Origin of the sequence: Microbacterium sp. F2E (assembly GCF_020905435.1) — a bacterium.
Classification (GTDB): Bacteria; Actinomycetota; Actinomycetes; order Actinomycetales; family Microbacteriaceae; genus Microbacterium; species Microbacterium lacticum.
The window spans coordinates 61,652-85,293 of the sequence record NZ_JAJJIB010000008.1; the positions used below are offsets into that span (position 1 = coordinate 61,652).

22 protein-coding genes and 1 pseudogene are annotated in these 23,642 nt (G+C 71.3%); 4 read left to right on the forward strand and 19 right to left on the reverse strand.

The genetic code is table 11. The annotated features are described in order from the left end of the window. Positions 1–157 precede the first annotated feature (157 nt). Positions 158–526, reverse strand: a complete 369-nt coding sequence (gene erpA, locus LOK55_RS07945) for an iron-sulfur cluster insertion protein ErpA (protein WP_141378695.1) — start codon at positions 524–526, stop codon at positions 158–160. Between the two features lie 51 nt (positions 527–577). Continuing rightward, on the reverse strand, positions 578–2,017 hold the full coding sequence (locus tag LOK55_RS07950) for a dipeptidase (protein ID WP_229934943.1): 1,440 nt from the start codon (positions 2,015–2,017) through the stop codon (positions 578–580). Between the two features lie 63 nt (positions 2,018–2,080). On the opposite strand from LOK55_RS07950, the gene LOK55_RS07955 reads away from it, so the two are divergent. After that, positions 2,081–2,641: a DUF3043 domain-containing protein gene (locus LOK55_RS07955; protein ID WP_229934944.1), complete on the forward strand. Its 561-nt coding sequence runs from the start codon at positions 2,081–2,083 to the stop codon at positions 2,639–2,641. Between the two features lie 160 nt (positions 2,642–2,801). Here LOK55_RS07955 and LOK55_RS07960 read toward each other — a convergent pair whose 3' ends face one another. The 5 genes from LOK55_RS07960 to dnaE all read right to left on the reverse strand — a co-directional run bounded on the left by LOK55_RS07960 (position 2,802) and on the right by dnaE (position 10,323). Continuing rightward, entirely contained in the window at positions 2,802–3,836 is a 1,035-nt protein-coding gene (locus tag LOK55_RS07960; RefSeq protein WP_229934945.1) for a quinone-dependent dihydroorotate dehydrogenase, read from the reverse strand. A 77-nt stretch (positions 3,837–3,913) separates the two neighbouring features. Continuing rightward, a complete protein-coding gene (gene nrdR, locus LOK55_RS07965; protein WP_141378689.1) occupies positions 3,914–4,378 on the reverse strand; it encodes a transcriptional regulator NrdR in 465 nt (154 codons plus the stop codon). 3 nt (positions 4,379–4,381) lie between these two features. After that, positions 4,382–5,704, reverse strand: a complete 1,323-nt coding sequence (gene hisD, locus LOK55_RS07970) for a histidinol dehydrogenase (RefSeq protein ID WP_229934946.1) — start codon at positions 5,702–5,704, stop codon at positions 4,382–4,384. Between the two features lie 30 nt (positions 5,705–5,734). Next, positions 5,735–6,793 carry a hypothetical protein gene (locus LOK55_RS07975; protein ID WP_229934947.1) on the reverse strand — a complete coding sequence of 353 codons (1,059 nt, stop codon included), beginning with the start codon at positions 6,791–6,793 and terminating at the stop codon, positions 5,735–5,737. A 59-nt stretch (positions 6,794–6,852) separates the two neighbouring features. After that, positions 6,853–10,323 carry a DNA polymerase III subunit alpha gene (gene dnaE, locus LOK55_RS07980; protein ID WP_206694363.1) on the reverse strand — a complete coding sequence of 1,157 codons (3,471 nt, stop codon included), beginning with the start codon at positions 10,321–10,323 and terminating at the stop codon, positions 6,853–6,855. A 135-nt stretch (positions 10,324–10,458) separates the two neighbouring features. Between dnaE and LOK55_RS07985 the strand changes: the two are divergent. Beyond that, positions 10,459–10,590 (forward strand): annotated as a pseudogene (locus tag LOK55_RS07985) (NTP pyrophosphohydrolase); the annotation flags it as partial. Between the two features lie 161 nt (positions 10,591–10,751). On the opposite strand, the gene LOK55_RS07990 reads toward LOK55_RS07985, so the two are convergent. The 10 genes from LOK55_RS07990 to murC all read right to left on the reverse strand — a co-directional run bounded on the left by LOK55_RS07990 (position 10,752) and on the right by murC (position 20,108). Continuing rightward, positions 10,752–12,449 carry a long-chain-fatty-acid--CoA ligase gene (locus LOK55_RS07990; RefSeq protein ID WP_229934948.1) on the reverse strand — a complete coding sequence of 566 codons (1,698 nt, stop codon included), beginning with the start codon at positions 12,447–12,449 and terminating at the stop codon, positions 10,752–10,754. Between the two features lie 67 nt (positions 12,450–12,516). Next, a complete protein-coding gene (locus LOK55_RS07995) occupies positions 12,517–13,434 on the reverse strand; it encodes an RluA family pseudouridine synthase (RefSeq protein WP_229934949.1) in 918 nt (305 codons plus the stop codon). A gap of 1 nt (position 13,435) precedes the next feature. Continuing rightward, the gene (gene lspA, locus LOK55_RS08000; protein WP_229934950.1) at positions 13,436–14,050 is read right to left on the reverse strand and encodes a signal peptidase II; all 615 of its coding nucleotides are present in this window, start codon (positions 14,048–14,050) and stop codon (positions 13,436–13,438) included. An 8-nt stretch (positions 14,051–14,058) separates the two neighbouring features. Then, on the reverse strand, positions 14,059–14,691 hold the full coding sequence (locus LOK55_RS08005) for a DivIVA domain-containing protein (RefSeq protein WP_229934951.1): 633 nt from the start codon (positions 14,689–14,691) through the stop codon (positions 14,059–14,061). Between the two features lie 110 nt (positions 14,692–14,801). Further along, entirely contained in the window at positions 14,802–15,104 is a 303-nt protein-coding gene (locus LOK55_RS08010; protein ID WP_229934952.1) for a YggT family protein, read from the reverse strand. A gap of 2 nt (positions 15,105–15,106) precedes the next feature. Beyond that, positions 15,107–15,571 carry a cell division protein SepF gene (locus LOK55_RS08015; protein ID WP_229934953.1) on the reverse strand — a complete coding sequence of 155 codons (465 nt, stop codon included), beginning with the start codon at positions 15,569–15,571 and terminating at the stop codon, positions 15,107–15,109. Positions 15,572–15,602: 31 nt separating this feature from the next. Then, entirely contained in the window at positions 15,603–16,292 is a 690-nt protein-coding gene (locus LOK55_RS08020) for a YggS family pyridoxal phosphate-dependent enzyme (protein WP_229934954.1), read from the reverse strand. After that, the gene (gene ftsZ / locus LOK55_RS08025) at positions 16,289–17,431 is read right to left on the reverse strand and encodes a cell division protein FtsZ (protein WP_229934955.1); all 1,143 of its coding nucleotides are present in this window, start codon (positions 17,429–17,431) and stop codon (positions 16,289–16,291) included. Before ftsZ ends, LOK55_RS08020 begins: the two co-directional genes overlap by 4 nt. Positions 17,432–17,606: 175 nt before the next feature. Beyond that, entirely contained in the window at positions 17,607–18,680 is a 1,074-nt protein-coding gene (locus LOK55_RS08030) for an FtsQ-type POTRA domain-containing protein (protein WP_229934956.1), read from the reverse strand. Positions 18,681–18,683: 3 nt separating this feature from the next. Continuing rightward, positions 18,684–20,108: a UDP-N-acetylmuramate--L-alanine ligase gene (gene murC, locus LOK55_RS08035; RefSeq protein WP_229934957.1), complete on the reverse strand. Its 1,425-nt coding sequence runs from the start codon at positions 20,106–20,108 to the stop codon at positions 18,684–18,686. A 132-nt stretch (positions 20,109–20,240) separates the two neighbouring features. Between murC and LOK55_RS08040 the strand changes: the two genes are divergently transcribed. Together LOK55_RS08040 and LOK55_RS08045 are read left to right on the forward strand one after the other, a co-directional pair. Beyond that, positions 20,241–20,837: a hypothetical protein gene (locus tag LOK55_RS08040; RefSeq protein WP_229934958.1), complete on the forward strand. Its 597-nt coding sequence runs from the start codon at positions 20,241–20,243 to the stop codon at positions 20,835–20,837. Beyond that, positions 20,834–21,202: a GntR family transcriptional regulator gene (locus LOK55_RS08045; RefSeq protein WP_229934959.1), complete on the forward strand. Its 369-nt coding sequence runs from the start codon at positions 20,834–20,836 to the stop codon at positions 21,200–21,202. Before LOK55_RS08040 ends, LOK55_RS08045 begins: the two co-directional genes overlap by 4 nt. A 26-nt stretch (positions 21,203–21,228) precedes the next feature. On the opposite strand, the gene murG is transcribed toward LOK55_RS08045, so the two are convergent. Together murG and ftsW are read right to left on the reverse strand one after the other, a co-directional pair. Beyond that, on the reverse strand, positions 21,229–22,317 hold the full coding sequence (murG, locus tag LOK55_RS08050) for an undecaprenyldiphospho-muramoylpentapeptide beta-N-acetylglucosaminyltransferase (RefSeq protein WP_141378659.1): 1,089 nt from the start codon (positions 22,315–22,317) through the stop codon (positions 21,229–21,231). A gap of 23 nt (positions 22,318–22,340) precedes the next feature. Continuing rightward, positions 22,341–23,639 (reverse strand): putative lipid II flippase FtsW, encoded by a 1,299-nt coding sequence (gene ftsW / locus LOK55_RS08055; protein WP_374107635.1) that lies wholly within the window; start codon positions 23,637–23,639, stop codon positions 22,341–22,343. Positions 23,640–23,642: the final 3 nt, after the last annotated feature.

The window sequence follows — 23,642 nt, forward strand, 5'->3', positions numbered from 1 at the left end:
TGTCCCCTGCGTGCGGAGGGGGTTTCGCGGGCTGATCCGGCCTGTTCGCGGCGCGCGGGCGCGCACGGACGGACGGGTCGCCGACGGGGCGGCTCGGCTCGTCTGCAGGGGGTGCGATCGGTGGGTGATCGGGGTCTGATCGGTGGGGGTGGGCGCCTCAGTGGAAGCTGTCGCCGCAGGCGCAGCTGCCGGCCGCGTTCGGGTTGTCGATCGTGAAGCCCTGCTCCGAGATGGTGTCCTTGAAGTCGATCGTCGCGCCGTCGAGGTAGGGCACCGACATGTCGTCGACGATGACCTCGACGCCATCGAAGTCGACGGCCTGGTCGCCGTCGAGGTAGCGCTCGTCGAAGTAGAGCTGGTAGATCAGGCCCGAGCATCCACCGGGCTGCACGGCCACCCGCAGGCGCAGGTCGTCGCGACCCTCCTGGTCGAGCAGGCTCTTGACTTTGGCGGCCGCGGCGTCGGTGAGGCCGACTCCGTGCGCCTTCTCGGCGGTGGTCGCGTTCGTGATGGCGGTGTCGGTCATAGCACTCTCCCGGGATCTCGTGCCGGGTTCAGCCGGCGGGATGCCACCATTCTACGCGGCCTCGCCGCCGTCGGCTCCGGAGTCGAGGCTCTCGAGCAGGAGCGCCTCCGAGACGAGCGCCCGGCGGAACGTGTCGAGGTGCAGCGACTCGTTCGGGCTGTGCGCCCGCGCGTGCGGGTCTTCGACGCCCGTGACGAGGATCTGCGCGGCCGGGAACTCGCTCACGAGATCGGCGATGAACGGGATCGACCCGCCCACCCCGATGTCGACCGGGGAGGTTCCGTAGCCGGTCTCGAGCGCGGCGCGCGCCTCGGCGACCGCCGCGCCGCTCGTGTCGACGAGGAAGGGGTTTCCGCAGTCGACGTCGCTGAAGGTCAGTTCGGCGCCGAACGGCGCGTGCGCGCGCAGGTGCGCCTCGATCGCCTCGTAGGCCTCGCGTGCGTCCTGCCCCGGTGCGACGCGCGCGCTGATCACGAGCGAGAGCTCGGGGGTCAGCGTGTTGGAGGCGTTCCGCACGGAGGGGTAGTCGATGCCGGTCACGGTGACGGTGGGCTTGTTCCAGATGCGGCTGAGGATCGTGCCGCGCCCGATCGGGCTGACGCCGGCGGGCAGGCCCGCCTCGCTGCGGAGGGTCTCCTCGGAGTAGTCCGGCGTCGCGGCATCCCGCTCGCGGAGCCCCTCCACCGCGACGGCGCCGTCCTCGTCCCACAGCGTCGAGAGCATCTTGACGGTCGCGAGCATCGCGTCGGGCACCGCTCCTCCGAACATGCCGGAGTGCGACGCGTGCTCGAGCGTCTTCACGGTCAGGGTGAAGCGCGCGTTGCCGCGGAGCGACACGGTGAGCGCAGGGGTGTCGGCGTCCCAGTTGCCGGAGTCGGCGACGACGATCACATCGGCGCGGAGGGCGTCGGCGTTCTCGCGGAGGAACGCCGCGAACGAGGCGGATCCCGCCTCCTCCTCCCCCTCGATGAAGAGGTTGACACCGAGGTCGAAGTCGTCACCGAGCGCCTCGACGAGCGCGCGCAGCGCGCCGATGTGCGCCATGACCCCCGCCTTGTCGTCGGCCGCGCCGCGGCCGTACAGGCGTCCGTCGCGGACGGTCGGCTCGAACGGCGCACTCTCCCAGAGGGCCTCGTCGCCGACGGGCTGCACGTCGTGGTGCGCGTAGAGGAGGATCGTGGGCTTGCCGTTCTTGGCGGCGCGGGATGCCAGCACCGCAGGCATCCCCTCGGCTCCCGTCTCGGGGATCACCGCGGTCTTCACCTCGACGCGGTCGAAGATGCCGAGCCCCTCGGCGAGCTCCTTGACCGCCGCGGCGCTGCGTGCGACCTCGGCGCGGTCGAAGCCGGGGAACGCGATCGAGGGGATGCGCACGAGCCGGCCGAGATCGCCGAGCGCCGCCGGAACGATCGCCTCGGCGGCGGAACGGACGGCGTCGCGGCGGGAGGTTTCGGGGGCGGAGGAGGCGGACCGGGGCGCGGGGGAACTCATGCGGGTAATCTTAAAGGGGCGCGTTTCGCGCACCAGTCGTCCAGATCTTTGAGGACCCCCGCCGTGGCCAAGAACCCCGTTTCACCCGACACCGCCCCCGAGGTGCCCGCCGGGCCGGGCAAGAACCGCCCGACGCCCTCGCGCGCCGAGCAGGAGGCGGCACGCAAGCGCCCCCTCGTGGCCGACACGAAGGAGGCGCGCGCTCGCGCGAAGGCCGACCTCGCCACGCAGCGCGAGAAGGCCCGCATCGGCATGGCGCAGGGCGACGAGCGGTACCTCCCGGCGCGCGACAAGGGTCCGCAGCGCAAGTTCGCGCGCGACTTCGTCGACGCGGGTTGGCACCCGGGCGAGCTGCTCATGCCGCTGATGCTGATCGTGATCCTGGTGAGCCTCGTGCAGAACCAGGCGATCGTCTACTACTCGTTCGTGGCGCTGTGGGTGTTCATCCTGGCCGTCGTCGGCGACATGATCATCACGAGCCACCGGGTCAAGAAGCTCGCACGCGAGAAGTTCGGCGACCGCATCGAGAAGGGCCTCGGCTGGTACGCCGCGATGCGCACCATCCAGATGCGCTTCATGCGTCTCCCCAAGCCGCAGGTCAAGCGCGGCGGCTACCCGGTCTGAGGCGCGCGCCGCGCCCCGTTCACGCGGAGTTCTGCGCATCTGCGGACCCCTGCGCGCTGAGTGTCCGCAGGAGCGCAGATCCCCGCAGTTGCGCAGGGCCGTGGCATCCACCGCGCCGCGCCGCGCTAGCCAAGGGAGGATGCCGCGCCGCCGCGCGCGGTCAGAGTGCGGCGGCGAGACCCCGGTTGATCTGCCGAGCCCACAACGGGCCGCGGTAGATGAAGGCGGTGTAGCCCTGCACGAGGTCGGCGCCCGCGGCGAGGCGCCCCCGCACGTCGGCGGCGGTCTCCACTCCCCCGGCCGAGATGATGCAGAACTCCTCCGCCTCCTCGGGAACCGCGGCGCGCACGATCCGCAGCACGGCGAGCGAGCGCTGCCGCAGCGGGGCACCGGACAGGCCGCCCGGGCCCATCGCGGCGACGACCTCGGGGTCGGTCGTGAGCGGCTCGCGGGCGATCGTCGTGTTCGTCGCGACGAGACCGGCCAGCCGCAGCTCGACCCCGAGCCGGGTGATCGCCTCGATCTCGTCGTCGGGGAGGTCGGGGGCGATCTTGACGAGGAGCGGCGTGGTGCCCGCGGCATCCCGCACCGCCTCGAGCAGGGGCCGCAGGGTCTCGACCGCCTGCAGGCCGCGAAGACCGGGTGTGTTCGGGGACGACACGTTCACCACGAGATAGTCGGCGACCGGCGCGAGCTCGCGCGTGCTCCGCACGTAATCGGCGGTCGCCGCGTCGACGTCGACGACGCGGCTCTTTCCGATGTTGGCGCCGAGCACCGCGCGGCGGGGACGGCGACGCGAGCGCTCGAGGCGCCGGGCGGCCGCGGCGGCTCCGGCGTTGTTGAAACCCATCCGGTTGATCAGCGCGCGGTCCTCGATGAGCCGGAACAGGCGCGGCTTCGGGTTGCCGTCCTGAGCGATCGCCGTGACGGTGCCGACCTCGACGTGCCCGAAACCGAGGGCGTAGAGACCCTCGCTCATGACGGCGTTCTTGTCGAAGCCCGCCGCCACGCCGAACGGCGAGTCGAAGACGAGCCCGAGCGCCCGCGTCTGCAGGCGCGGATCGGGGCGGGTCAGCGCGCGCACGATCGGCGCGAACGGCCAGACGCCGAGCGCACGGATGACGGGGATCACCAGGTGGTGCGCCGCCTCGGGGTCCATGCGCGAGAAGAACGTGCGGAAGATGAACGGATACATTGGCACCAGCCTACGGCTCGCGCGCGGCGGCACCGGAAATGTGCGGGCCGTGAATTCCGCGAACCGCGGACGGGCGCCTACGCCTCGGCGCGCGCGGCGTGGTCGGCGCGCAGCTGCGCGATGGATGCCTCGAAGTCCTCCAGCGAGTCGAACGCCTGATACACGCTCGCGAACCGCAGGTAGGCCACCTCGTCGAGTTCGCGGAGCGGCCCGAGGATCGCGAGGCCGATCTCGTTCGTGTCGATCTGCGACGACCCGGTCTGGCGCACCGCCTCCTCGACGGCCTGCGCCAGCACGGCCAGGTCGGAGTCGGTCACGGGCCGGCCCTGGCATGCCTTGCGGACGCCCGACATGACCTTCTCGCGGCTGAACGGCTCGATCACGCCGGAGCGCTTGATGACGTTGAGGCTCGCCGTCTCGATCGTCGAGAAGCGGCCGCCGCACTCGGGGCACTGGCGACGGCGGCGGATGCTCAGGCCGTCGTCGCTCGTGCGCGAATCGATCACGCGCGAGTCGGCGTGGCGGCAGAACGGGCAGTGCACGGGTCAGTCCTCCGATCCGGTGGCGTTCGCGGCGAACCGTGCGGTGACGGCCTCGCCGTGGGCGGGCAGCGCCTCGGCATCCGCCAGCGCGACGATCTCCGCGCCGACGGCCTCGAGTGCCGCACGGTCGTAGGCGATGACCTGCTGGGGACGGAGGAACGTCGAGGCCGACAGCCCCGCCGCGTAGCGCGCCTGACCGCCGGTGGGGAGAACGTGATTGCTGCCGGCGAGGTAGTCGCCGAGACTCACCGGCGACCACGCGCCGACGAAGACGGCGCCCGCGTTGACGAAATCCTCCGGGCGAGGGTCGACGACGTGCAGCTCGAGGTGCTCGGGCGCGTACGCGTTGCTGAACGCGGTGGCAGCGGCGCGGTCGTCGACGAGCACGACGGCCGACTGCGGACCCTCCAGGGCCGCGCGGGCACGGGCGCCGTTGCGGGTCGCGTCGACGCGTCGCTCCACTTCGGCACGCACGGTGCGCGCCAGGTCCTCCGACCAGGTGACCAGAACCGCAGATGCCTGTTCGTCGTGCTCCGCCTGACTGATGAGGTCGACGGCGATCAGCGAGGCATCCGCCCCACCGTCCGCGACGATGAGGATCTCGGTCGCGCCGGCCTCGGCGTCCGTGCCGACGACACCGGCGACGGCGCGCTTGGCGGCAGCGACGAAGTTGTTGCCGGGACCGGTGACCACATCGACCGGTTCGAGGCCGATCGAAGCGACGCCGTAGGCGTAGGCGGCGACGGCTCCCGCCCCGCCGAGCGCGTAGACCTCGTCGATGCCGAGGAGCTTCGCCGCGGCGAGGATGTCGGGGTGCACCCGCCCGTCGAACTCCGCCTGCGGCGGCGACGCGAGGGCGACCTCGCCGACGCCCGCGACCTGCGCGGGTACGACGTTCATGACGACGCTCGAGGGATACACGGCCTTGCCGCCCGGGACGTACACGCCGGCACGCCGCACCGGCTGCCAGCGCTGCTCGACGACGGCGCCCGGGCCGAGCTCGGTGACCACCGGCGCCGGCACCTGGGCCGCCGAGGCGGCGCGCACCCGGCGGATCGCCTCTTCGAGGGCGGCCCGCACGGTGGGATCGAGCCGCTCCAGCGCCTCGTCGAGGTGCGCGGCGGGCACGCGGATGTCGTGACCGGTGACCCGGTCGAAACGCTCGGCCTGCTCACGCAGCGCGTCTTCGCCGCGCTCCCGCACGTCCGCGACGATGTCGGCGGCCGCGCTCAACGCCTGGGCACGCGCCGCCTGGGCGCGCGGAACGGCGGCGAGCAGCTCGGCGGTGGACAGGTCGCGGCCGCGGAGGTCGATCGTGCGGAGCATCCGTAAAGGCTAACCGAACGCCGCGCGCGGTCAGCCGCGCGTGACGCCGGAGACGTCGGTCAGGTAGCCGATGCGGCCGTCTTCGTGACGCACGACGAAACGGTCGCCGCGGTCTTCGATCACGAGCGCCCACGCGGTGGGTCCGATCGTGAAGATCGTGGTGCCGTTCTCGTCGACGACGTTGCGCTCGACCGGCGCGAGGGCCCAGAACGCCTGCGAGGCGGCGGGAGTGGACGTGGTCTCCGCGACCTCCGCGACGGGCTCCTCGACGACGCCCGCGGCAACCGTGTCGAGCGGCGTGATCTGCGTGGTGTCGCCGGCGGGCGACGCGTCCTCCGACGCCAGCCCGACCGGCGCGGCGGTGTCCGCGGCGGTGAAATCGCTCTCGGGGGCACCGGCGGGCGGTGTGGCGGCGGGCGCGGCCTGGGGGCGCGGGGTGCGCGGGCGCGCCACGATCGGGCGCGCGGGGCTCGCGACGCGGTGCGCGGGCACCTCGGGGCGGTGGCGGAAGTCTTCGCCGATCGTCGGGAACAGGGGCGCGAACACGGTCAGCAGCACGCCCGCGAGCATGACGATGAACTCGACCCAGACGACCCACGTCGCGTGGAACAGGCGCTGGCCGGCCAGCGAGACGAACGAGGCCCAGAGGATGCCGAGCCAGACGACCATCGACACCGTGAACGCGACCGAGGCGAACTGGTCGATGCCGAGCGAGCCGACCCGGCGGATGCCCTGCGGCGACAGGCGGCGCAGCAGCAGCAGGAGGACGGCCACCGTCGGCACGCCGATCGTGAGCACCCAGTCGATGCCCGCGGTCCACACCGACGACCCGCCGACGTTGTAGATCGGGAAGAACGAGACGATGAAGGCGATCACCCAGATGCCGCCGAGCGCCACCTCGCGGACCGAGAACGGGCCGACGCCGTACTGCGGCGGGGCGGTCTCGTCGACGGCGTCGGGGCCGTCGGTGAGGGCGGCAAACGCCTCGCCGACCGAGTCGAACGTGACGTCGGGGTCGGCGGATGCCTCGGGCACGCGCCGGTCGAAGTCGGTCTCGGGGGGCTGGGGGGTGTTGTTCTCGTCAGTCACGATGATCGGTCCTTCCACGACGGTTCCGTCGCCTGCGATCCTACACACACGCTCGTCGCTCACCCCAGGCACTGCGGTCCGAGCAGACCTTTGAGTTCGCCGTACAGATCGACCGACACGCCGACCCGGGCGGGCACCTCGAACACCTTCGCGGTGCCCGACTTGTGCAGCTTCAGTGTCACCTCGGTGCTCCCCGGATGCCGGGAGAAGACGCGGGCGAGTTCGCCCACCGTCGACTCGGTGGCGCGGTGCTCGGGCATGAGGAGGATCAGCGGACCGGAGGCATCGACCGCGCCGAGATCGGGGGTGAAAGCCGACTGGCCGTGCAGGTTCAGCCCGTCGTCGCGGCGCGAGACGCGCCCGCGCACGACGAGGATCGAGTCGGCGACGAGCATCGACTGGAACTCGGTATAGGTCTTCCCCATGAACATCACGGTCACCTCGCCGTCGAAGTCCTCGACGGTGATCATGCCGTAGGGGTTGCCGCTCTGCTTGGCGACGCGGTGCTGCACGCTCGTGACGAGACCGGCGACCGTGACGATGTCGCCGTCGGAGACGTCTTCGTCGGCGAGCAGGTCGTGGATCGAGGTCGAGGCGTGCTTGGCGAGCGGGATCTCGAGGCCCGCGAGGGGGTGGTCGGAGACGTACAGACCGAGCATCTCGCGCTCGAAGGCGAGCTTGTCCTTCTTCGTCCACTCCGGGCGCGGCGGCACCTTCGGCGGCACGGTCTCCTCCGCGGCGTCGTACAGGCTGTCGAAGTCGAAGCCGATGGCGCCCTGTGCCTCGTTGCGCTTCCGGCCGACGGCCGCCTCCGTGGCATCCTCGTGGATCTCCAGCAGCGCCCGCCGGGTGTCGCCCATCGAGTCGAAGGCGCCGGCCTTGATGAGCGACTCCACGGTGCGCTTGTTGGCGACGTGCATCGGCACTCGGCCGAGGAAGTCGTGGAACGAGGAGTACGGCGCGTCGGTGCGGGCGGCGACGATGCCGTCGACGACGTTGCTGCCGACGTTGCGGACGGCGCCCAGACCGAAGCGGATGTCTTCGCCGACGGCGGCGAAGTAGCGGATCGACTCGCTGACGTCGGGCGGCAGCACCTTGATGCCCATGCGGCGGCACTCGTTGAGGTAGACCGCCATCTTGTCCTTCGAGTCGCCGACGCTCGTGAGGAGCGCCGCCATGTACTCGGCGGGATAGTGGGCCTTGAGGTACGCGGTCCAGTACGAGACGAGCCCGTACGCGGCGGAGTGCGCCTTGTTGAAGGCGTAGTCGGAGAACGGCAGCAGGATGTCCCAGAGCGCCTGGATCGCGCCCTCGCCGAAGCCGCGGTCTTTCATGCCGCCGGAGAAGCCCTCGTACTGCTTGTCGAGCTCGGACTTCTTCTTCTTGCCCATCGCGCGGCGGAGGATGTCGGCCTGGCCGAGCGAGAACCCGGCGACCTTCTGCGCGATGGCCATGACCTGCTCCTGATAGATGATCAGGCCGTAGGTCGTGTCGAGGATGTCGCGGAGGGGCTCTTCGAGCTCGGGGTGGATCGGGGTGATCGGCTGCAGGCCGTTCTTGCGCAGCGCGTAGTTGGTGTGCGAGTTCGCGCCCATCGGGCCGGGCCGGTACAGGGCGATGACGGCCGAGATGTCCTCGAAGTTGTCGGGCTTCATGAGCCGCAGCAGCGACCGCATCGGGCCGCCGTCGAGCTGGAAGACGCCCAGCGTGTCGCCGCGGGTGAGCAGGTCGTAGGCGGGGCGGTCGTCGAGGGCGAGGTGCTCGAGGTCGAGCTCCTCCCCCCGGTTCATGCGAATGTTCTCGAGCGCGTCGGAGATGATCGTGAGGTTGCGCAGCCCCAGGAAGTCCATCTTGATGAGGCCGAGCGACTCGCACGACGGGTAGTCGAACTGCGTGACGATCTGGCCGTCCTGCTCGCGCCGCATGATCGGGATGATGTCGAGCAGGGGCTCCGACGACATGATGACGCCGGCCGCGTGCACGCCCCACTGGCGCTTGAGGCCCTCGAGACCGGTCGCCCGGTCGAAGACGGTCTTGGCCTCGGGGTCGCTCTCGATGAGCGCGCGGAACTCGCTCGCCTCCTTGTACCGTTTGTGCTCGGGGTCGAACATGCCGCCGAGCTCCATGTCCTTGCCCATGACGGCGGGCGGCATGGCCTTGGTGAGCTTCTCCCCCATGCTGAAGGGGAACCCGAGCACACGCCCGGCATCCTTCAGCGCCTGCTTCGACTTGATGGTGCCGTACGTGACGATCTGCGCGACGCGCTCGGAGCCGTACTTCTCGGTGACGTACTCGATCACCTCGCCGCGGCGCCGGTCGTCGAAGTCGACATCGAAGTCGGGCATGGAGACGCGGTCGGGGTTCAGGAACCGCTCGAAGATGAGTCCGTGCTCGAGCGGGTCGAGGTCGGTGATCTTCATCGCGTAGGCGACCATCGATCCTGCACCCGAGCCGCGGCCGGGGCCGACGCGGATGCCGTGGTCCTTGGCCCAGTTGATGAAGTCGGCGACGACGAGGAAGTACCCAGGGAAGCCCATCTGCAGGATGATGCCGGTCTCGTACTCTGCCTGCTTGCGCACCTTGTCGGGGATGCCGTCCGGGTAGCGGTAGTGCAGCCCCGCCTCGACCTCTTTGATGAGCCAGCTGTCCTCGGTCTCGCCGTCCGGCACCGGGAAGCGGGGCATGTAGTTGGCGGCGGTGTTGAACTCCACCTCGCACCGCTCGGCGATGAGCAGCGTGTTGTCGCACGCCTCGGGGTGGTCGCGGAACATCTGGCGCATCTCGGCGGCCGTCTTGACGTAGTAGCCGTCGCCGTCGAACTTGAACCGGTTCGGGTCGTCGAGGGTCGAGCCCGACTGCACGCACAGCAGCGCTTCGTGCGCGTCGGCCTCGTGCTGGTGCGTGTAATGCGAGTCGTTGGTCGCCACGAGCGGGATGTCGAGGTCTTTCGCGAGCCGCAGCAGGTCGGTCATCACGCGGCGCTCGATCGAGAGCCCGTGGTCCATGATCTCGGCGAAGTAGTTCTCCTTGCCGAAGATGTCCTGGAACTCCGCCGCCGCCGCGCGCGCCGCGTCGTACTGCCCGAGCCGCAGGCGCGTCTGCACCTCGCCCGACGGGCAGCCGGTCGTGGCGATGAGCCCGGAGCCGTAGGTCTGCAGGAGCTCGCGGTCCATGCGGGGCTTGAAGTAGTAGCCCTCCATGCTCGACAGCGAGCTGAGCCGGAACAGGTTGTGCATGCCCGCGGTGTTCTGGCTCCACAGCGTCATGTGCGTGTAGGCGCCCGACCCGGAGACGTCATCGCTCTTCTGGTCGGGTGAGCCCCACTGCACGCGCGACTTGTCGCTGCGGTGCGTTCCGGGGGTGACGTAGGCCTCGAGCCCGATGATCGGCTTGACCCCGGCGGCCTTGGCCGCGTTGTAGAACTCGAACGCCGCGAACGTGTTGCCGTGGTCGGTGACGGCGATGGCGGGCATGCCGTAATCGGCGGCCGCCTGGGTCATCGCACCGATCTTCGCGGCCCCGTCGAGCATCGAGTATTCGCTGTGCACGTGCAGGTGAACGAAGGAGTCGGATGCCACCTGACGAGTCTACGGCGACCGTCTGACACCGGGGCTGAGGGCCCTCGGAGCGGCAGGATCCCGCACGGCCGGACCTAGGCTGAGGGCATAGCCACGCCTGATTTCGTCCTGTCGCTGCGCGAGCATATCGGCCACGCTCCCCTGCCGCTGGTCGGGGTGACCGCCGTGATCGTGCGAGACGGCGAGGTGCTCCTCGGCCGCCGCGCGGACAACGGCTCTCTCCCACGTCGACGAGTTCCACCGGCGGAAGATCGCGGCAGCCCTGCGCGACACCGAGAGCGCGGAGTTCTTCGGCGGCCAGTGACCGGCGGCGCCCAGAGGCGCGCGGTGCCCGGCGACGCGAGGCGGCGCCGGGCGCAGCATCCGCGCCCGCGCGAGGCCTACTGACCGCGCCGCCGCAGCAGCTCTTCGCGCACCTCGCGGCGCTGCACCTTGCCCACCAGGGAGCGCGGCAGTTCGTCGAACTCGACGATGGTGCGCGGAACCTTGTACCCGGTGAGGTGACCGCGGGTCCACTCGCGGATCCCCTCGTCGTCGAAGACCGCCCCGTCGCGCAGCGCCACCGCGGCGGCGACCTGCTCGCCGCCCGAGGCGCGCGGCAGCCCGACGACGGCGGCGTCGACGACGTCGGGATGCAGCATGAGCGCCTGCTCCACCTCGCTCGGGCTGATGTTGAAGCCGCCCGAGATGATGAGCTCCTTCAGCCGGTCGACGACGGTGATGAAGCCGTCGGCATCCGCCGTCACGATGTCGCCGGTGCGCAGCCAGCCCCCTTCGAGCAGGGTGCACGCGGTCTCGTCGGGTTGGTTCCAGTACCCCTGGAAGACCTGCGGCCCCCGCACGAGCAGTTCGCCCGGCTCGCCGAGCGGACGGTCGGCGGTGGGATCGTCGGGGTCGACCACCCGGATCTCGGTGCTCGGGAACGGCACCCCCACGGTGCCGACGCGCCGGCGCGGTCCCATCGGGTTGCCGAGACTGATCGGCGAGGACTCGGTCATGCCGTACCCCTCGACGAGGATGCCTCCGGTCGCCGCCTCCCAGCGCTGCACGGTGGATGCCGGAAGGGCCATGGCGCCCGAGATCGCGTTGCGGAGCGTCGACAGGTCGACCTTCTGGCGCACCGTCGCCCGCGCGAGGGCGTCGTAGATCGGCGGCACGGCCGGGAGGAACGTGGGGCGCGTCCGCCGGATCGCGTCGATGGTCATCGTGACGTCGAAGGTCGGGAAGAGCACGATCCGCGCGCCGATCGACAGCGCGGTCGTGAGGCACAGGGTCAGCCCGTAGGCGTGGAAGAGCGGCAGCACGCCGTAGAACACCTCACGGCCGAGGACGAGGTCCGGCACCCAGGCGACCGACTGCGCCGCGTTCGAGCGGAGGTTGCGGTGGCTCAGCACTGCCGCCTTCGGGCGCCCCGTCGTGCCGCTCGTGAACTGCAGCACCGCGGTGTCGTCGAGGGTCGGACGGCTCGCCGCCTTCGGCAGGCGGCGCCGGCCGAGCTTCGCCCACGGCAGGATGCCCTTCGTGGTCGGGCGCGCGGTGAGCGCGGCCCGCTTCTCCCGCGCCGAGCGCACGGGCAGGCGGAGGAGCGCCCGCAGACGCCACGGCATGGCATCCGGCAGCGTCACCGCGACGATGTGCTGCGGACGGATGTCGGAGGGGAACTCCGCGACGACGTCGGCGACCGCGTCCCACACGATCGCGACCTTCGCGTGGTGCACCTCGAACAGGTGGCGGAGCTCGGGCGGCGTGTAGCGGGGATTGTGCTCGACGACGATCGCGCCGAGGCGCTGCGCCGCGTAGAACGCGACGACGTGCTGCGGGGCGTTCGGCAGGATCAGCGCCACCCGGTCACCCGCCCGCACGCCGAGGCGCCAGAGCCCCGCCGCGGCGCGAGCGACCTGCTCCCCGAGCTCGCGATAGGTGGTCACCGCGCCGAAGAACTCCAGCGCCGGGCGGCGAGGGTAGCGGGCGACGGCGTCGTCGAGCATGTCGACGAGGGTCTGCGTGACCGGCTCGATCTCGGCGGGCACCCCGTCGGCGTAGGCGGCGAGCCACGGGCGTGCGCTGAGCTGATCCATGCTCCGAGCGTAGACACCCGAGTGTGCGCGCAGGGGCATGCGTTCGGGCGTCGAGACCCGCCGGGGCTTAGCCGCGCAGCACCTCGAGCGCGTGGGCGAGGTCGGCCGGGTCGTCGCTCGTGAACGTCACCCACTCCGTCGTCACCGGGTGCGCGAACGAGAGCTCGTGCGCGTGCAGCCACTGCCGGGTGAGCCCGAGCCGGGCCGAAAGGGTCGGGTCGGCGCCGTACAGCGGATCGCCGACGCACGGATGCCGGTGCGCCGCCATGTGCACGCGGATCTGGTGGGTGCGTCCTGTCTCGAGATGAATCTCGAGCAGGGATGCCGAGGGAAAGGCCTCGATCGTCTCGTAATGCGTGATCGAGTCCTTGCCGTCCGGCGTCACGGCGAACTTCCATGAGTGCGAAGGGTGCCGCCCGATCGGCGCGTCGATCGTGCCGGCGAGCGGATCGGGGTGACCCTGCACGACGGCGTGGTAAATCTTCTCGACCTCGCGCTCCTTGAACGCGCGCTTGAGCGCGGTATAGGCGCGCTCGCTTTTGGCGACGACCATGAGCCCGCTCGTGCCGACATCGAGGCGGTGCACGACACCCTGGCGCTCGGCGGCACCGGTCGTCGCGATGCGGTAGCCGCCCGCGGCGAGGGCACCGAGCACGGTCGGACCCTCCCAGCCCACGGAGGGATGCGCGGCGACCCCGGCGGGCTTGTCGACGACCACGATGTCGTCGTCGTCGTAGACGATGCCGAGGTCGGGCACGGCGATCGGCACGATCTCGGGCTCGCGGCGCTCCTGCCAGTCGACGTCGAGCCACGAGTCGGCGCGCAGCTTGTCGCTCTTGCCGAGGGCGCGGCCATCCAGCCGCACGCCGCCCGACTCGGCGACCTCCGCGGCGAAGGTGCGCGAGAAGCCGAGCAGTTTCGCGAGGGCCGCGTCGACGCGGACTCCATCGAGTCCTTCGGGGACGGGAAAGCTGCGGGAGGGCACGCTAGAGGTCCGTGCGACGCACGGTCGAGGCATCCGCGTCGTCCGCAGCGGCGTCGTCGGTCGCGGCGGTGTCGGCGGCCGGAGTCTCCTTCACGGCGCGCGGCTCACGCGTGCCGTCGAGGCGCACGCCGAGGAGCACCAGCAGGGCGACGCAGATCATCATCGTGACGATGAACATGTCGGCGACGTTGTAGATCGCCGGCATCATCCACGGGGTGTAGATGACGTCGATGACATGGCCGATCGCGAAGCCGGGCTCGCGCAGCAGGCGGTCGGTGAGGTTGCCGAGGATGCCTCCGAGGAGGAGCCCCAGGACGATCGCCCACCAGCGCCCGCGCACCCGCGTGGCGGCGAGGAAGACGATGAGCAGCGCGGCGATCGCGAGGACGATCGTGAACACCCAGGTGACACCCTCGCCGAGCGAGAACGCCGCGCCGGAGTTGCGCGTCAGATAGAACTGCAGCACATCGCCCCACACCGGGACGATCTGCTGATACGGCAGGTTCTGCAGAGCGAGATGCTTCGTGAACTGGTCGACGGCCAGCACCACCACCGCGAGGATCGCGATGACGATGCCGGCCGTCGTGGGACGCAGTCGTCGTGTGCGGCCTTCCACCGGCCCGCTCAGGAAGCCGAGACGGACGAGCCCGAGGTCGCGCCGGCGACGTCGAGGTCGCGCAGCTTCTCCTCGATGAAGCCGCGCAGCTGCGAGCGATAGTCACGCTCGAACTGACGCAGTTCGCTGATGCGGGTCTCGAGGGTCGCGCGCTCGGCGTCGAGGCGGGCGATCTCGTCGCGGCCCTTGGCTTCGGCGTCGGCGAGGATCGAGGCGGCCTGGGCCTGGGCGTCGGAGATCAGCTTGTCGTGCTGGGCCTGGGCGTCGGAGATCAGCTTGTCGCGCTGGGCCTGGCCCTCGGCGACGTGCTCGTCGTGCAGGCGCTGGGCGAGCTCGATGATGCCGGCCGAGGCGGCGGCACCACCAGTGGCGGGAGCCGCGGCGACCGGAGCGGGAACCTCTTCGACGACGGCCTCGGGCTCGGGCGCGGTCTCGACGACGGCGACCGCAGCGGCGGCGGCCGCGGCGCCCGACTCGAGCTCGGCGACGCGCGCCTTGAGCTCCTCGTTCTCGGCGATCGTCTTGCGCCACTCGACGACGATCTCGTCGAGGAAATCATCGACCTCGTCCGGGTCGAAGCCCTCCTTGAAGCGGACGTGCTGGAACTGCTTGGTGACGACGTCTTCGGGGGTCAAAGCCATGGTGTTTCCTCTTTCGGGGCTCACGACGCGAACCGATCGGGGCGGACCGCGATCCGCGGTGCGGTACTGGAACAGCATAGTCCCCACACCTGAGGCGTGCGAGAAGCCCGTCACATGCGGGCGATGGCACCCGTGATCGACAGGAGCACGAACACGACGAGCATCGTGATCGGAAAACCGAGGTCGAGCGCGATCGGTCCGATCCGCAGCGGCCGGATCAACCGCCGGAAGAAGCGCAACGGCGGATCGGTGACGGTGTAGACGACCTCGGCGAGCACGAGGCCGAATCCCTTCGGCCGCCACTCGCGGTTGAAGATCGGGATGTACTCGAGGATGAGACGGGCGAGCAGGAACAGCAGGTAGATCAGCAGCAGCGTGTTGAGGACGGCCGCCGCCAGGCTCACGAACTGCACGACTACTGCGTGAAGGGTGCCGCCTCGGGGTCGGCCGGCGCCAGGGTGCCGTCGCCCGAGATCGCGACGTTCTCGGGCGAGAGCAGGAACACCTTGCTGGTGACCCGCTCGATGCGCCCGTAGAGACCCAGCGACAGACCGCTCGCGAAGTCGATGAGACGGCGCGCGTCGGCGTCGCTCATCTGCGACAGGTTGATGATGACGGGGATGCCGTCGCGGAAGTTCTCGGCGATCAGCTGCGCGTCACGGTACTGCTTGGGGTGGACGGTCAGGATCTCGCTCACCGTGCCGGCCGTGGGCTGACGCACGACGGCGGGGCGGTGCAGCGGCGTCACCGGAGCCGCCTTCTCGACGACACGCTCGGTGCGCTCGCGGCGCACGGGCGCCTCGGCGACCGGCTCGTCGTACACCTCTTCCTCGTCGGCGAGGCCCAGGTACACCATGGTCTTCTTGAGCGGGTTCGACATCGCATCCTCCGTTTGCTCGTCTGTGTCGAGGTTAACCGTGCGCGGGGCGCGCGCCCGTGATTGCCGTACCGATCCGCAGGTGTGTCGCGCCCGCGGCGATCGCCTCGGTGAAGTCGCCCGACATGCCCGCGGAGATCCACGCGGCATCCGGCACCACCGCGCGCACGGCGTCGGCGGAGGCGGCAAGGCGGGTGAACGCCGCCGCCGGGGCCTCGCCGAGCGGCGCGACGGCCATGACCCCGCGCAGCCGCAGCGACGGACAGCGCGCGGCGATGTGCTCGGCGAGCCGGGCCGTGCCGGCGGGCGCCACTCCCCCGCGGCCGGGGTCGTCGGTGAGGTTCACCTGCACGCAGACATCCAGCGGGTTGCCGTCCGGGTCGGCGGCGTGCAGCGCATCGGCGAGACGGTCGCGGTCGACCGAGTGGACGGCGTCGGATGCCGCGCGCACGGCCCGCGCCTTCTTCGTCTGCACCTGGCCGATGAAGTGCCAGCGCACTCCGTCGAGGTCGGCGAGCTCGGCGCGCTCGGCGGTGATCTCCTGCTGCCGGTTCTCGCCGACGTCGCGCACGCCGAGCGCGGCGAGGTCCACGACCAGCTGCGCCGGGTGGAACTTCGTCACGACGATGCGCGTGAGCTCCGCCGGGTCGCGGCCCGCCGACCGCGCGGCATCGGCGATGCGCGCGTCGACGTCGGCGAGCCGCTGCGCCAGCGTGGAGCTCACTTGAGGAAGTCGGGGATGTCCAGGTCGTCGGCGCCGTAGACGGACTGGTGCGAGTCGGTCGAGGCCGACACCGTCACCGCTTCGCGCTCCTCCGCGTCGGCGACCCGGGCCGCCTCGTCGGCCGGCACCGCCGGCACGACCGGTGCGACGGCGGGACGCTGCGTCGTGATCGGCTCGATGCGCGCCTGCGGCTCGCCGCCGTCGAAGCCGGCGGCGATGACGGTGACCCGCACCTCGTCGCCGAGCGTGTCGTCGATAACCGTTCCGAAGATGATGTTCGCCTCGGGGTGCGCCGCCTCGCGCACGAGCTGCGCGGCGTCGTTGATCTCGAAGATGCCGAGGTTCGAGCCGCCCTGGATCGACAGCAGCACGCCGTGCGCGCCCTCGATGGATGCCTCGAGCAGGGGCGACTCGACGGCGAGCTCGGCCGCCTTGATCGCCCGGTCGGCGCCGCGGGCGGAGCCGATGCCCATGAGCGCGGAGCCCGCCCCCTGCATCACCGACTTGACGTCGGCGAAGTCGAGGTTGATGAGACCCGGCGTCGTGATGAGGTCGGTGATGCCCTGCACACCGGCCAGGAGCACCTGGTCGGCGGTGGCGAACGCCTCGATCATCGAGATGCCGCGGTCGCTGATCTCGAGGAGACGGTCGTTCGGCACGACGATGAGGGTGTCGACCTCTTCCTTGAGCTTGTTGACACCCGCCTCTGCCTGGCTCTGCCGGCGTCGACCCTCGAACGAGAACGGACGCGTCACGACACCGATGGTCAGGGCGCCGATCGACTTGGCGATCCGCGCGACGACGGGCGCGCCGCCGGTGCCGGTGCCGCCGCCCTCGCCCGCCGTGACGAAGACCATGTCGGCGCCCGCGAGGGCCTCCTCGATCTCCTCGGCGTGGTCCTCCGCAGCGCGGCGACCGACCTCGGGGTCGGCGCCCGCACCGAGTCCGCGCGTGAGCTCGCGGCCCACGTCGAGCTTCACGTCGGCGTCGCTCATCAGCAGCGCCTGCGCGTCGGTGTTGACGGCGATGAACTCGACGCCCCGCAGCCCGAGCTCGATCATCCGATTGACGGCGTTCACGCCGCCGCCACCCACACCCACGACCTTGATCACCGCGAGGTAGTTCTGGTTCTGGCTCATGCCGGCCTCCATTGTGTCCCGAACCCTGACTGTCAAACCTTGAACCTCAAGTTGAGGTTTAAAGAATTGCCGAGTATGCAATTCCTGGATTGAAAGTAAGCGGGCGAGCGCCCGCGCCCGGCGAGGCGGTGGGCGTGTCGCGCACAAACACGCGCGCGCTCACTGCGAAGGACGGTCAGCGGATGACTATGGCCTCGGGAGACGACACGTCGTAGCTCGCGACGCCGTCGGGCGGACGCGCCGTCATCGCGCGCGAGAGGTAGAACGCCTTCTTCGCCGAGTCGTCGGCGTTCCCCCACACCACCTCGGTGCCGGTGCCGCCGAGCGTGAGCGTCACATCGTTCGCGGTCGTCGCCGTCATCTGGGTGACCTGACCGCGGATGTCGCCGGTCAGCGAGCGGAAGACGGTGCCGATCGCGTCGAAGGCATCCGACCCCACGCCGCCCGTGGCGACGATCACCGGATGCCCCGCAGCCGGCTCGGGCGTCGTCGAGAGCGCGACCCCCGCGGCATCCACCAGCGTGTAACCCGCCGCCGACTGGATCGATCCGATCGGGGTGCGCTCGACGATGCGCACGACGAGTTCGTGCGGCGGACGCGCTTCGAGCGTGTACGACTCGACGAGCGGGAATGTCACGAGCACCGCTTTGACCGCTGACGAGTCGACGAGAGGCAGCGGGGTGCCGATCTGCCCGGCGAGCGCCGCCTCGACCGCTCCGGCATCGAGCGTGCTCGTGCCCACGACGCTCACCTGCTCGACCGCGAATAGCGGACTGTACGCGGCGCCGAGAGTGCCGAGCAGGAGCAGCAGGAGCGCCGCGAGCGTGCCACCCCACAGCATCCGCCGCCGCCGCTGGCGCACGGTGAAGCGACGCACCTCGGCACGCAGCGCGCGGCGGCGCGCCCGCGCTGCGGCCCACACGTCGCGGACGCCGATGCCGGTCGGATCGTCTTCGCTCTCGTCGCGCTCGACGTCGGCCGGCCGGTCCGTCGGCGGCGCGCTGAGAGCTTCGGACGCCGTCGTCGGCCGAGCGGGCGCTCGGCCCGGCGCGGTGCTGCCGAGCGGTCGCGGCGCGGGCAGGATGTCGGGCCCGCCGAACAGCTCGTCCGCCTGTGGCTGCTCGTTCGCCGGTGCGCTGTTCTCCGCGGCGGCGGTCGTCGCGGCGGGCGCGCGCCTGCCGGGGGTGCGACGCGGCGCGGGCTCGGGCTTCGCGGTCTGCTCCGCGGGCAGGGGGCCGGGCCGGCGCACGCGCTAGGCCCCGGTCTCGGCGGGTGCGCCGGTCTCGGTCTCGGCGAGTGCCTGCAGCACCTGCGGGATGATCTGGTAGACGTTGCCGCAGCCGAGCGTGATGACGTAGTCGCCCGGTCGGGCGATGGATGCCGTGTAGTCGGCGGCCTGCTGCCAGTCGGGCACGTAGTGCACGTGCTCGGGGTCGGCGAACGCGTCGCTGACGAGCGCTCCGGTCACGCCCGGCACCGGGTCTTCGCGGGCGCCGTACACGTCGAGCATGACGGTGTGGTCGGCGGCCGCCTCGAGCACCTCGGCGAACTCGCGGTACATCTCCTGCGTGCGCGAGTAGGTGTGGGGCTGCTGGATCGCGATGAGGCGCCCCGCACCGACGACGCTCCGGGCGGCGGCGAGGGCCGCGGCGACCTCGGTGGGGTGATGCGCGTAATCGTCGTACACGCTCACGCCCCGGCGCACGCCGTGCAGCTCGAACCGGCGCACCGTTCCCGCGAATCCCTCGACGGCGCGCAGGGCCGGCTCGAGGTCGTAGCCGAGGGTGAGCAGCACCGCGACCGCACCGGCCGCGTTGAGCGCGTTGTGCGCGCCGGGGACGGCGAGCCGACCCGGGGCGGAGACGCCCTGGTGCGTGAGGGTGAACGAGACCGGGCCCTCGGTGGTGATCTCCGAGACGCGCACGTCGGCGGAGGCATCCTCACCGAAGGTCACCACGTGCGGGTGGCTGAGCGCCGCACGCACCCGGGCCGCGCCGGGGTCGTCGGCGCTGATCACGACGGCCTCGCGGGCGTCGTCGCCGAAGCGCACGAACGCGTCGTAGAACGCGTCGCGGGTGCCCCAGTGGTCGAGGTGGTCGGGGTCGACGTTCGTGATGAGCGCGATCGACGTGTCGTAGAGCAGGAACGTGCCGTCCGACTCGTCGGCCTCGATGACGAACAGGTCGTCGGAGCCGGTGCCGCTCGAGACGCCGAGGTCGGCGATCACTCCCCCGCTGACGAACGTGGGGGCGGTGGCGAGGGCGCGGAGGGCCGTGACGATCATGCCCGTCGAGGTCGTCTTGCCGTGCGCGCCGGCGACGCTCACGAGGCGACGACCGCCGATCAGCCAGTGCAGGGCCTGCGAGCGGTGGATGACGTGCAGGCCGCGCTCCTTGGCGAGGAGGAACTCGGGGTTCTCCGGCCAGATCGCGCCGGTGTGGATGACGGTGTCGGCGTCGTCCGGCAGGTTCGCCGCGTCGTGCCCGACGTGCACGTCGGCGCCGCGCGCGGCGAGCGCGCGGAGGGCCGCGCTGTCGGCACGGTCCGAACCCGACACCCGGATGCCACGGTCGAGGAACATCCCCGCGAGCCCCGACATGCCGGAGCCGCCGATGCCGATGAAGTGCGCGGCGGTGATCTCGTCGGGGATCGGGAGGGTCAGGTCGGGTCGAATCATGGCCCGACAAGTCTAGGTCGGCCCGCGCGGACCAGGCGCTGCGGCGCGCTGGCGTCGGCCGGCACGTGGTCCTCGGGTCAGCGGCGTGCATCGCTGTTCACGGAGCGGTCCGGGCTCCCGATTCTGCCGGTGATGATCGCCGTCGTCATCGCCGACGCATTCATCGTCGTCCGCCGACCCGTGTTCACCCCCGAGCCGGGCGCCCCGCCCGTCGCGCACGTGCGCGCCCTCCGCGCCGTCGACTATCTCGGGCGCGGTCGCATCGCGCTGCCGTGGATCCTCGCCCTCGGCGCCGCCGTCATCACTGCCGCTGCGGTTGTGGCGAGCACGGTCGCACGGAACACTCCGCTGCAACCGGCCTTCCTCCTCGGCGGGGTCATCGGGAGCGTCGTGGCGCTCGGCGCGTGCACCGCCCTGCCCCTCCTCGACCGACCCATCCTCGCCTCACCGCAGCGCGAGAGCACGCCCGTCGATCTCGCGTGGGACGACGTCGTGCGGACGGCATCGATGAACACCGTCCGCCTCGCCGTCTCGTCGATCGGCCTGTTCGCCGCCGCCTGCACGATCAGCGCCTGCATTCCCACTCACGGTGGATGGTCGGGCCTTCCGTTCATCGTCGCGTCCTGGCTGCAGCTCGCCCTCGGTCGCGTTCTCCCCGCCGACGGGCGCGGCCTCGCCGCGGATCTGCGCCCCGCGACCCCGCAGCGATTCCCCCTCGAGGCATCGTGATCGTCATCGATCCGCGCTCCCCCGTCCCCCCGTACGAGCAGCTGCGGGAGCAGCTGTTCGGCGCCGTGTCGGCCGGCGAGCTCGCGCCCGGTTCGCGCCTGCCGACGGTGCGTCGCCTGGCCGACGATCTCGGTCTCGCGCCGGGCACGGTGGCGCGCGCCTACCGCGAGCTCGAGACGAACGGCGTGATCGAGACGCGCGGGCGCAACGGCACCTTCGTGGCGGCGAGCGCCGACGACGCGACCCGGCTCGCCCAGCAGGCCGCGCGGGCGTTCGCCGAACGGGTGCGGGCGCTGCGCCTGACGACGGACGAGGCGATCGCGTACGTCACCGCCGCACTGCGCAGCGAGCCCACACCCTCCTGAGGAGCGCGGCTCGCCAGGCGGAGCCATCAGGGGCCGAGGGCCTCGTCGATCATCGCGACGACGTTCTCGGTGCCGGCGCGGGTGCCGACGGTCGCGGTGGCGGCGCGCATCGCGGCGAGGGCCTCGGGGTCGCTCAGCAGCGTCACCACCTCCTGGCGCGCGCGGTCGGGGGTGAACTCCCCGTCGGGGATGAGTCGGGCCGCGCCCGCGCGCACCGCCGCGGCCGCGTTGAGCGCCTGCTCGCCGTTGCCGACCGCGTAGGGCACGTATACGGCGGGGATGCCGAGCGCGGTCACCTCGCTCACCGTCGCCGCACCCGAACGCGCGACGACGACGTCGGCGAGGGCGAACGCCAGGTCCATGCGGTCGAGGTACGGCACGACGCGGTAGTCGGGGTGCGCGCTGTCGACGATCTCGTTGCGCTCCCCCGCCGCGTGCAGGATCTGCCACCCCGCGGCGACGATCTCCGGCCACGCCTCGGCCAGGGTCTCGTTGAGACGCCGCGCCCCGAGCGACCCGCCGAAGACGAGGAGCACCGGCCGCGTGGCATCCAGCCCGAACGCCGCGGCCGCCTCGGCGCGGAGCGCCGCGCGGTCGAGGTCGACGATCTCGCGCCGGAGCGGCATGCCGACCACGCGCGCACCGCGCAGCGGCGTGCCCTCGAAGACGACCCCGGTGCCGGCCGCCCGCCGCGCCCCGAGCACGTTCGCGAGGCCCGGCCGCGCGTTCGCCTCGTGCACCACGTACGGGATGCCTTCGCGTCGCGCCGCGACGTAGGCGGGCGCCGAGGCGTAGCCGCCGAACCCGACGACGACGTCGACGCCGCGCTCCCGGATGTGCCGGCGCACCTGCGCGACCGCGCGCGACCAGGCCACCGGGAACCGCACCGCCGCCGCGTTCGGGCGTCGCGGGAAGGGCACCTTGTCGACGATGAGCAGCTCGTAGCCGCGCTCGGGGACGAGGCGCGCCTCGAGCCCCTCCTTCGTGCCGAGGACGAGAACGGATGCCTCGGGCTCCCGCGCGCGCAGCGCGTCGGCCACGGCGAGGAGCGGGTTCACGTGCCCGGCGGTGCCGCCGCCGGCCAGGAGGTACGTCGTCGAAGCGTGCGGGGTCACCCGCCGAGCCTACTCGTGCGGGCTCAGCGGACGCGGCGTGCGGGCGCGGCGACGGCGGGCGCCGCGGCGGGGGGCTGGGGCAGGGTGCGGGCGAACGAGAGCAGCACGCCGCAGGCGAGGAGCACCGAGAGGAGCGACGTGCCGCCCTGCGAGAGGAACGGCAGCGGCACGCCCAGCACCGGGAAGAGGCGGAGCACGACGCCCATGTTCACGATCGCCTGACCGACGATCCACACGATGATGCCGCCCGAGACGATGCGGATGAACGGGTCGTGGGTCTTGCGGATGATGTGGAACGCGCCGACCGCGAAGAGGGTGAACAGCACGAGCACGACGGCGCAGCCGATGAGCCCCAGCTCCTCGCCGAGGATGGCGAAGATGTAGTCGTTCGACTTGGCGGGGAGCCACCCGTACTTCTCGCGCGAGTTGCCGAGCCCCAGGCCGAACAGTCCGCCGTTCGCGAGCGCCCACACCCCGTGCACCGCCTGGTAGCAGTCGCCGACGGCGGCGTTGTAGCAGGCGGTCGAGTCGAAGTTCACGAGGCTGCTCATGATGCGCGCCATGCGGTTCGGGCTCGTCACGGCGAAGTACACCGCCGCGAAGATGACGAGGAGGAGCGGCACGAGGAACATGCGCAGGCGCACACCGGAGAAGAAGAGGCATCCGAGCAGGATGGCCATGAGGATCAGGCCGGTGCCGAGGTCGTGGCTGCCGACCGCGACGAGCCCGATGACGAGGCCGCCGACCGGCACGACCGGGATGAACACGTGCTTCCACGAGCGCAGCAGCGACTGCTTGCGGTAGAGCACGTAGCCGAGCCACAGCGCGAGGCTGAGTTTCAGGAACTCCGACGGCTGCGCCTGGAAACCCGCGATCTGGATCCAGTTCTGGTTTCCGTCGTTGGTCACCCCCAGACCGGGGATGAAGACGAGGAGCTGGAAGAGCGTCGCGAGGATGAGCGCCGGCCAGGCGATCTTCTTCCAGAAGCGCACCGGCATCCGGCTGCAGAGGAACATCAGCGGGATGCCGATGATCGCGAACGCCGCCTGCTTCATGACGACCTCGAACGGGCTGTCACCGGCGGCGACGGAGGTCGCCATGGTGGCCGAGAGGACCATCATGAGACCGAAGCCGGTGAGGATCAGCGCCGTGGAGGCGATGAGGAGGAACTCGCTCGGCACCGGCGCGAACACGCGGCCGAGTGAGACGCGGGCGGCGAATCCGGTGCCGGTCTCGCCCGAGGCATCCACCGCCGGCGCGTTCTCGCGCGTGTTCGTGGGCGCGGTCGTCAGCGGACGGCGCCCGGTCGTGGTCGTTGCCACCGG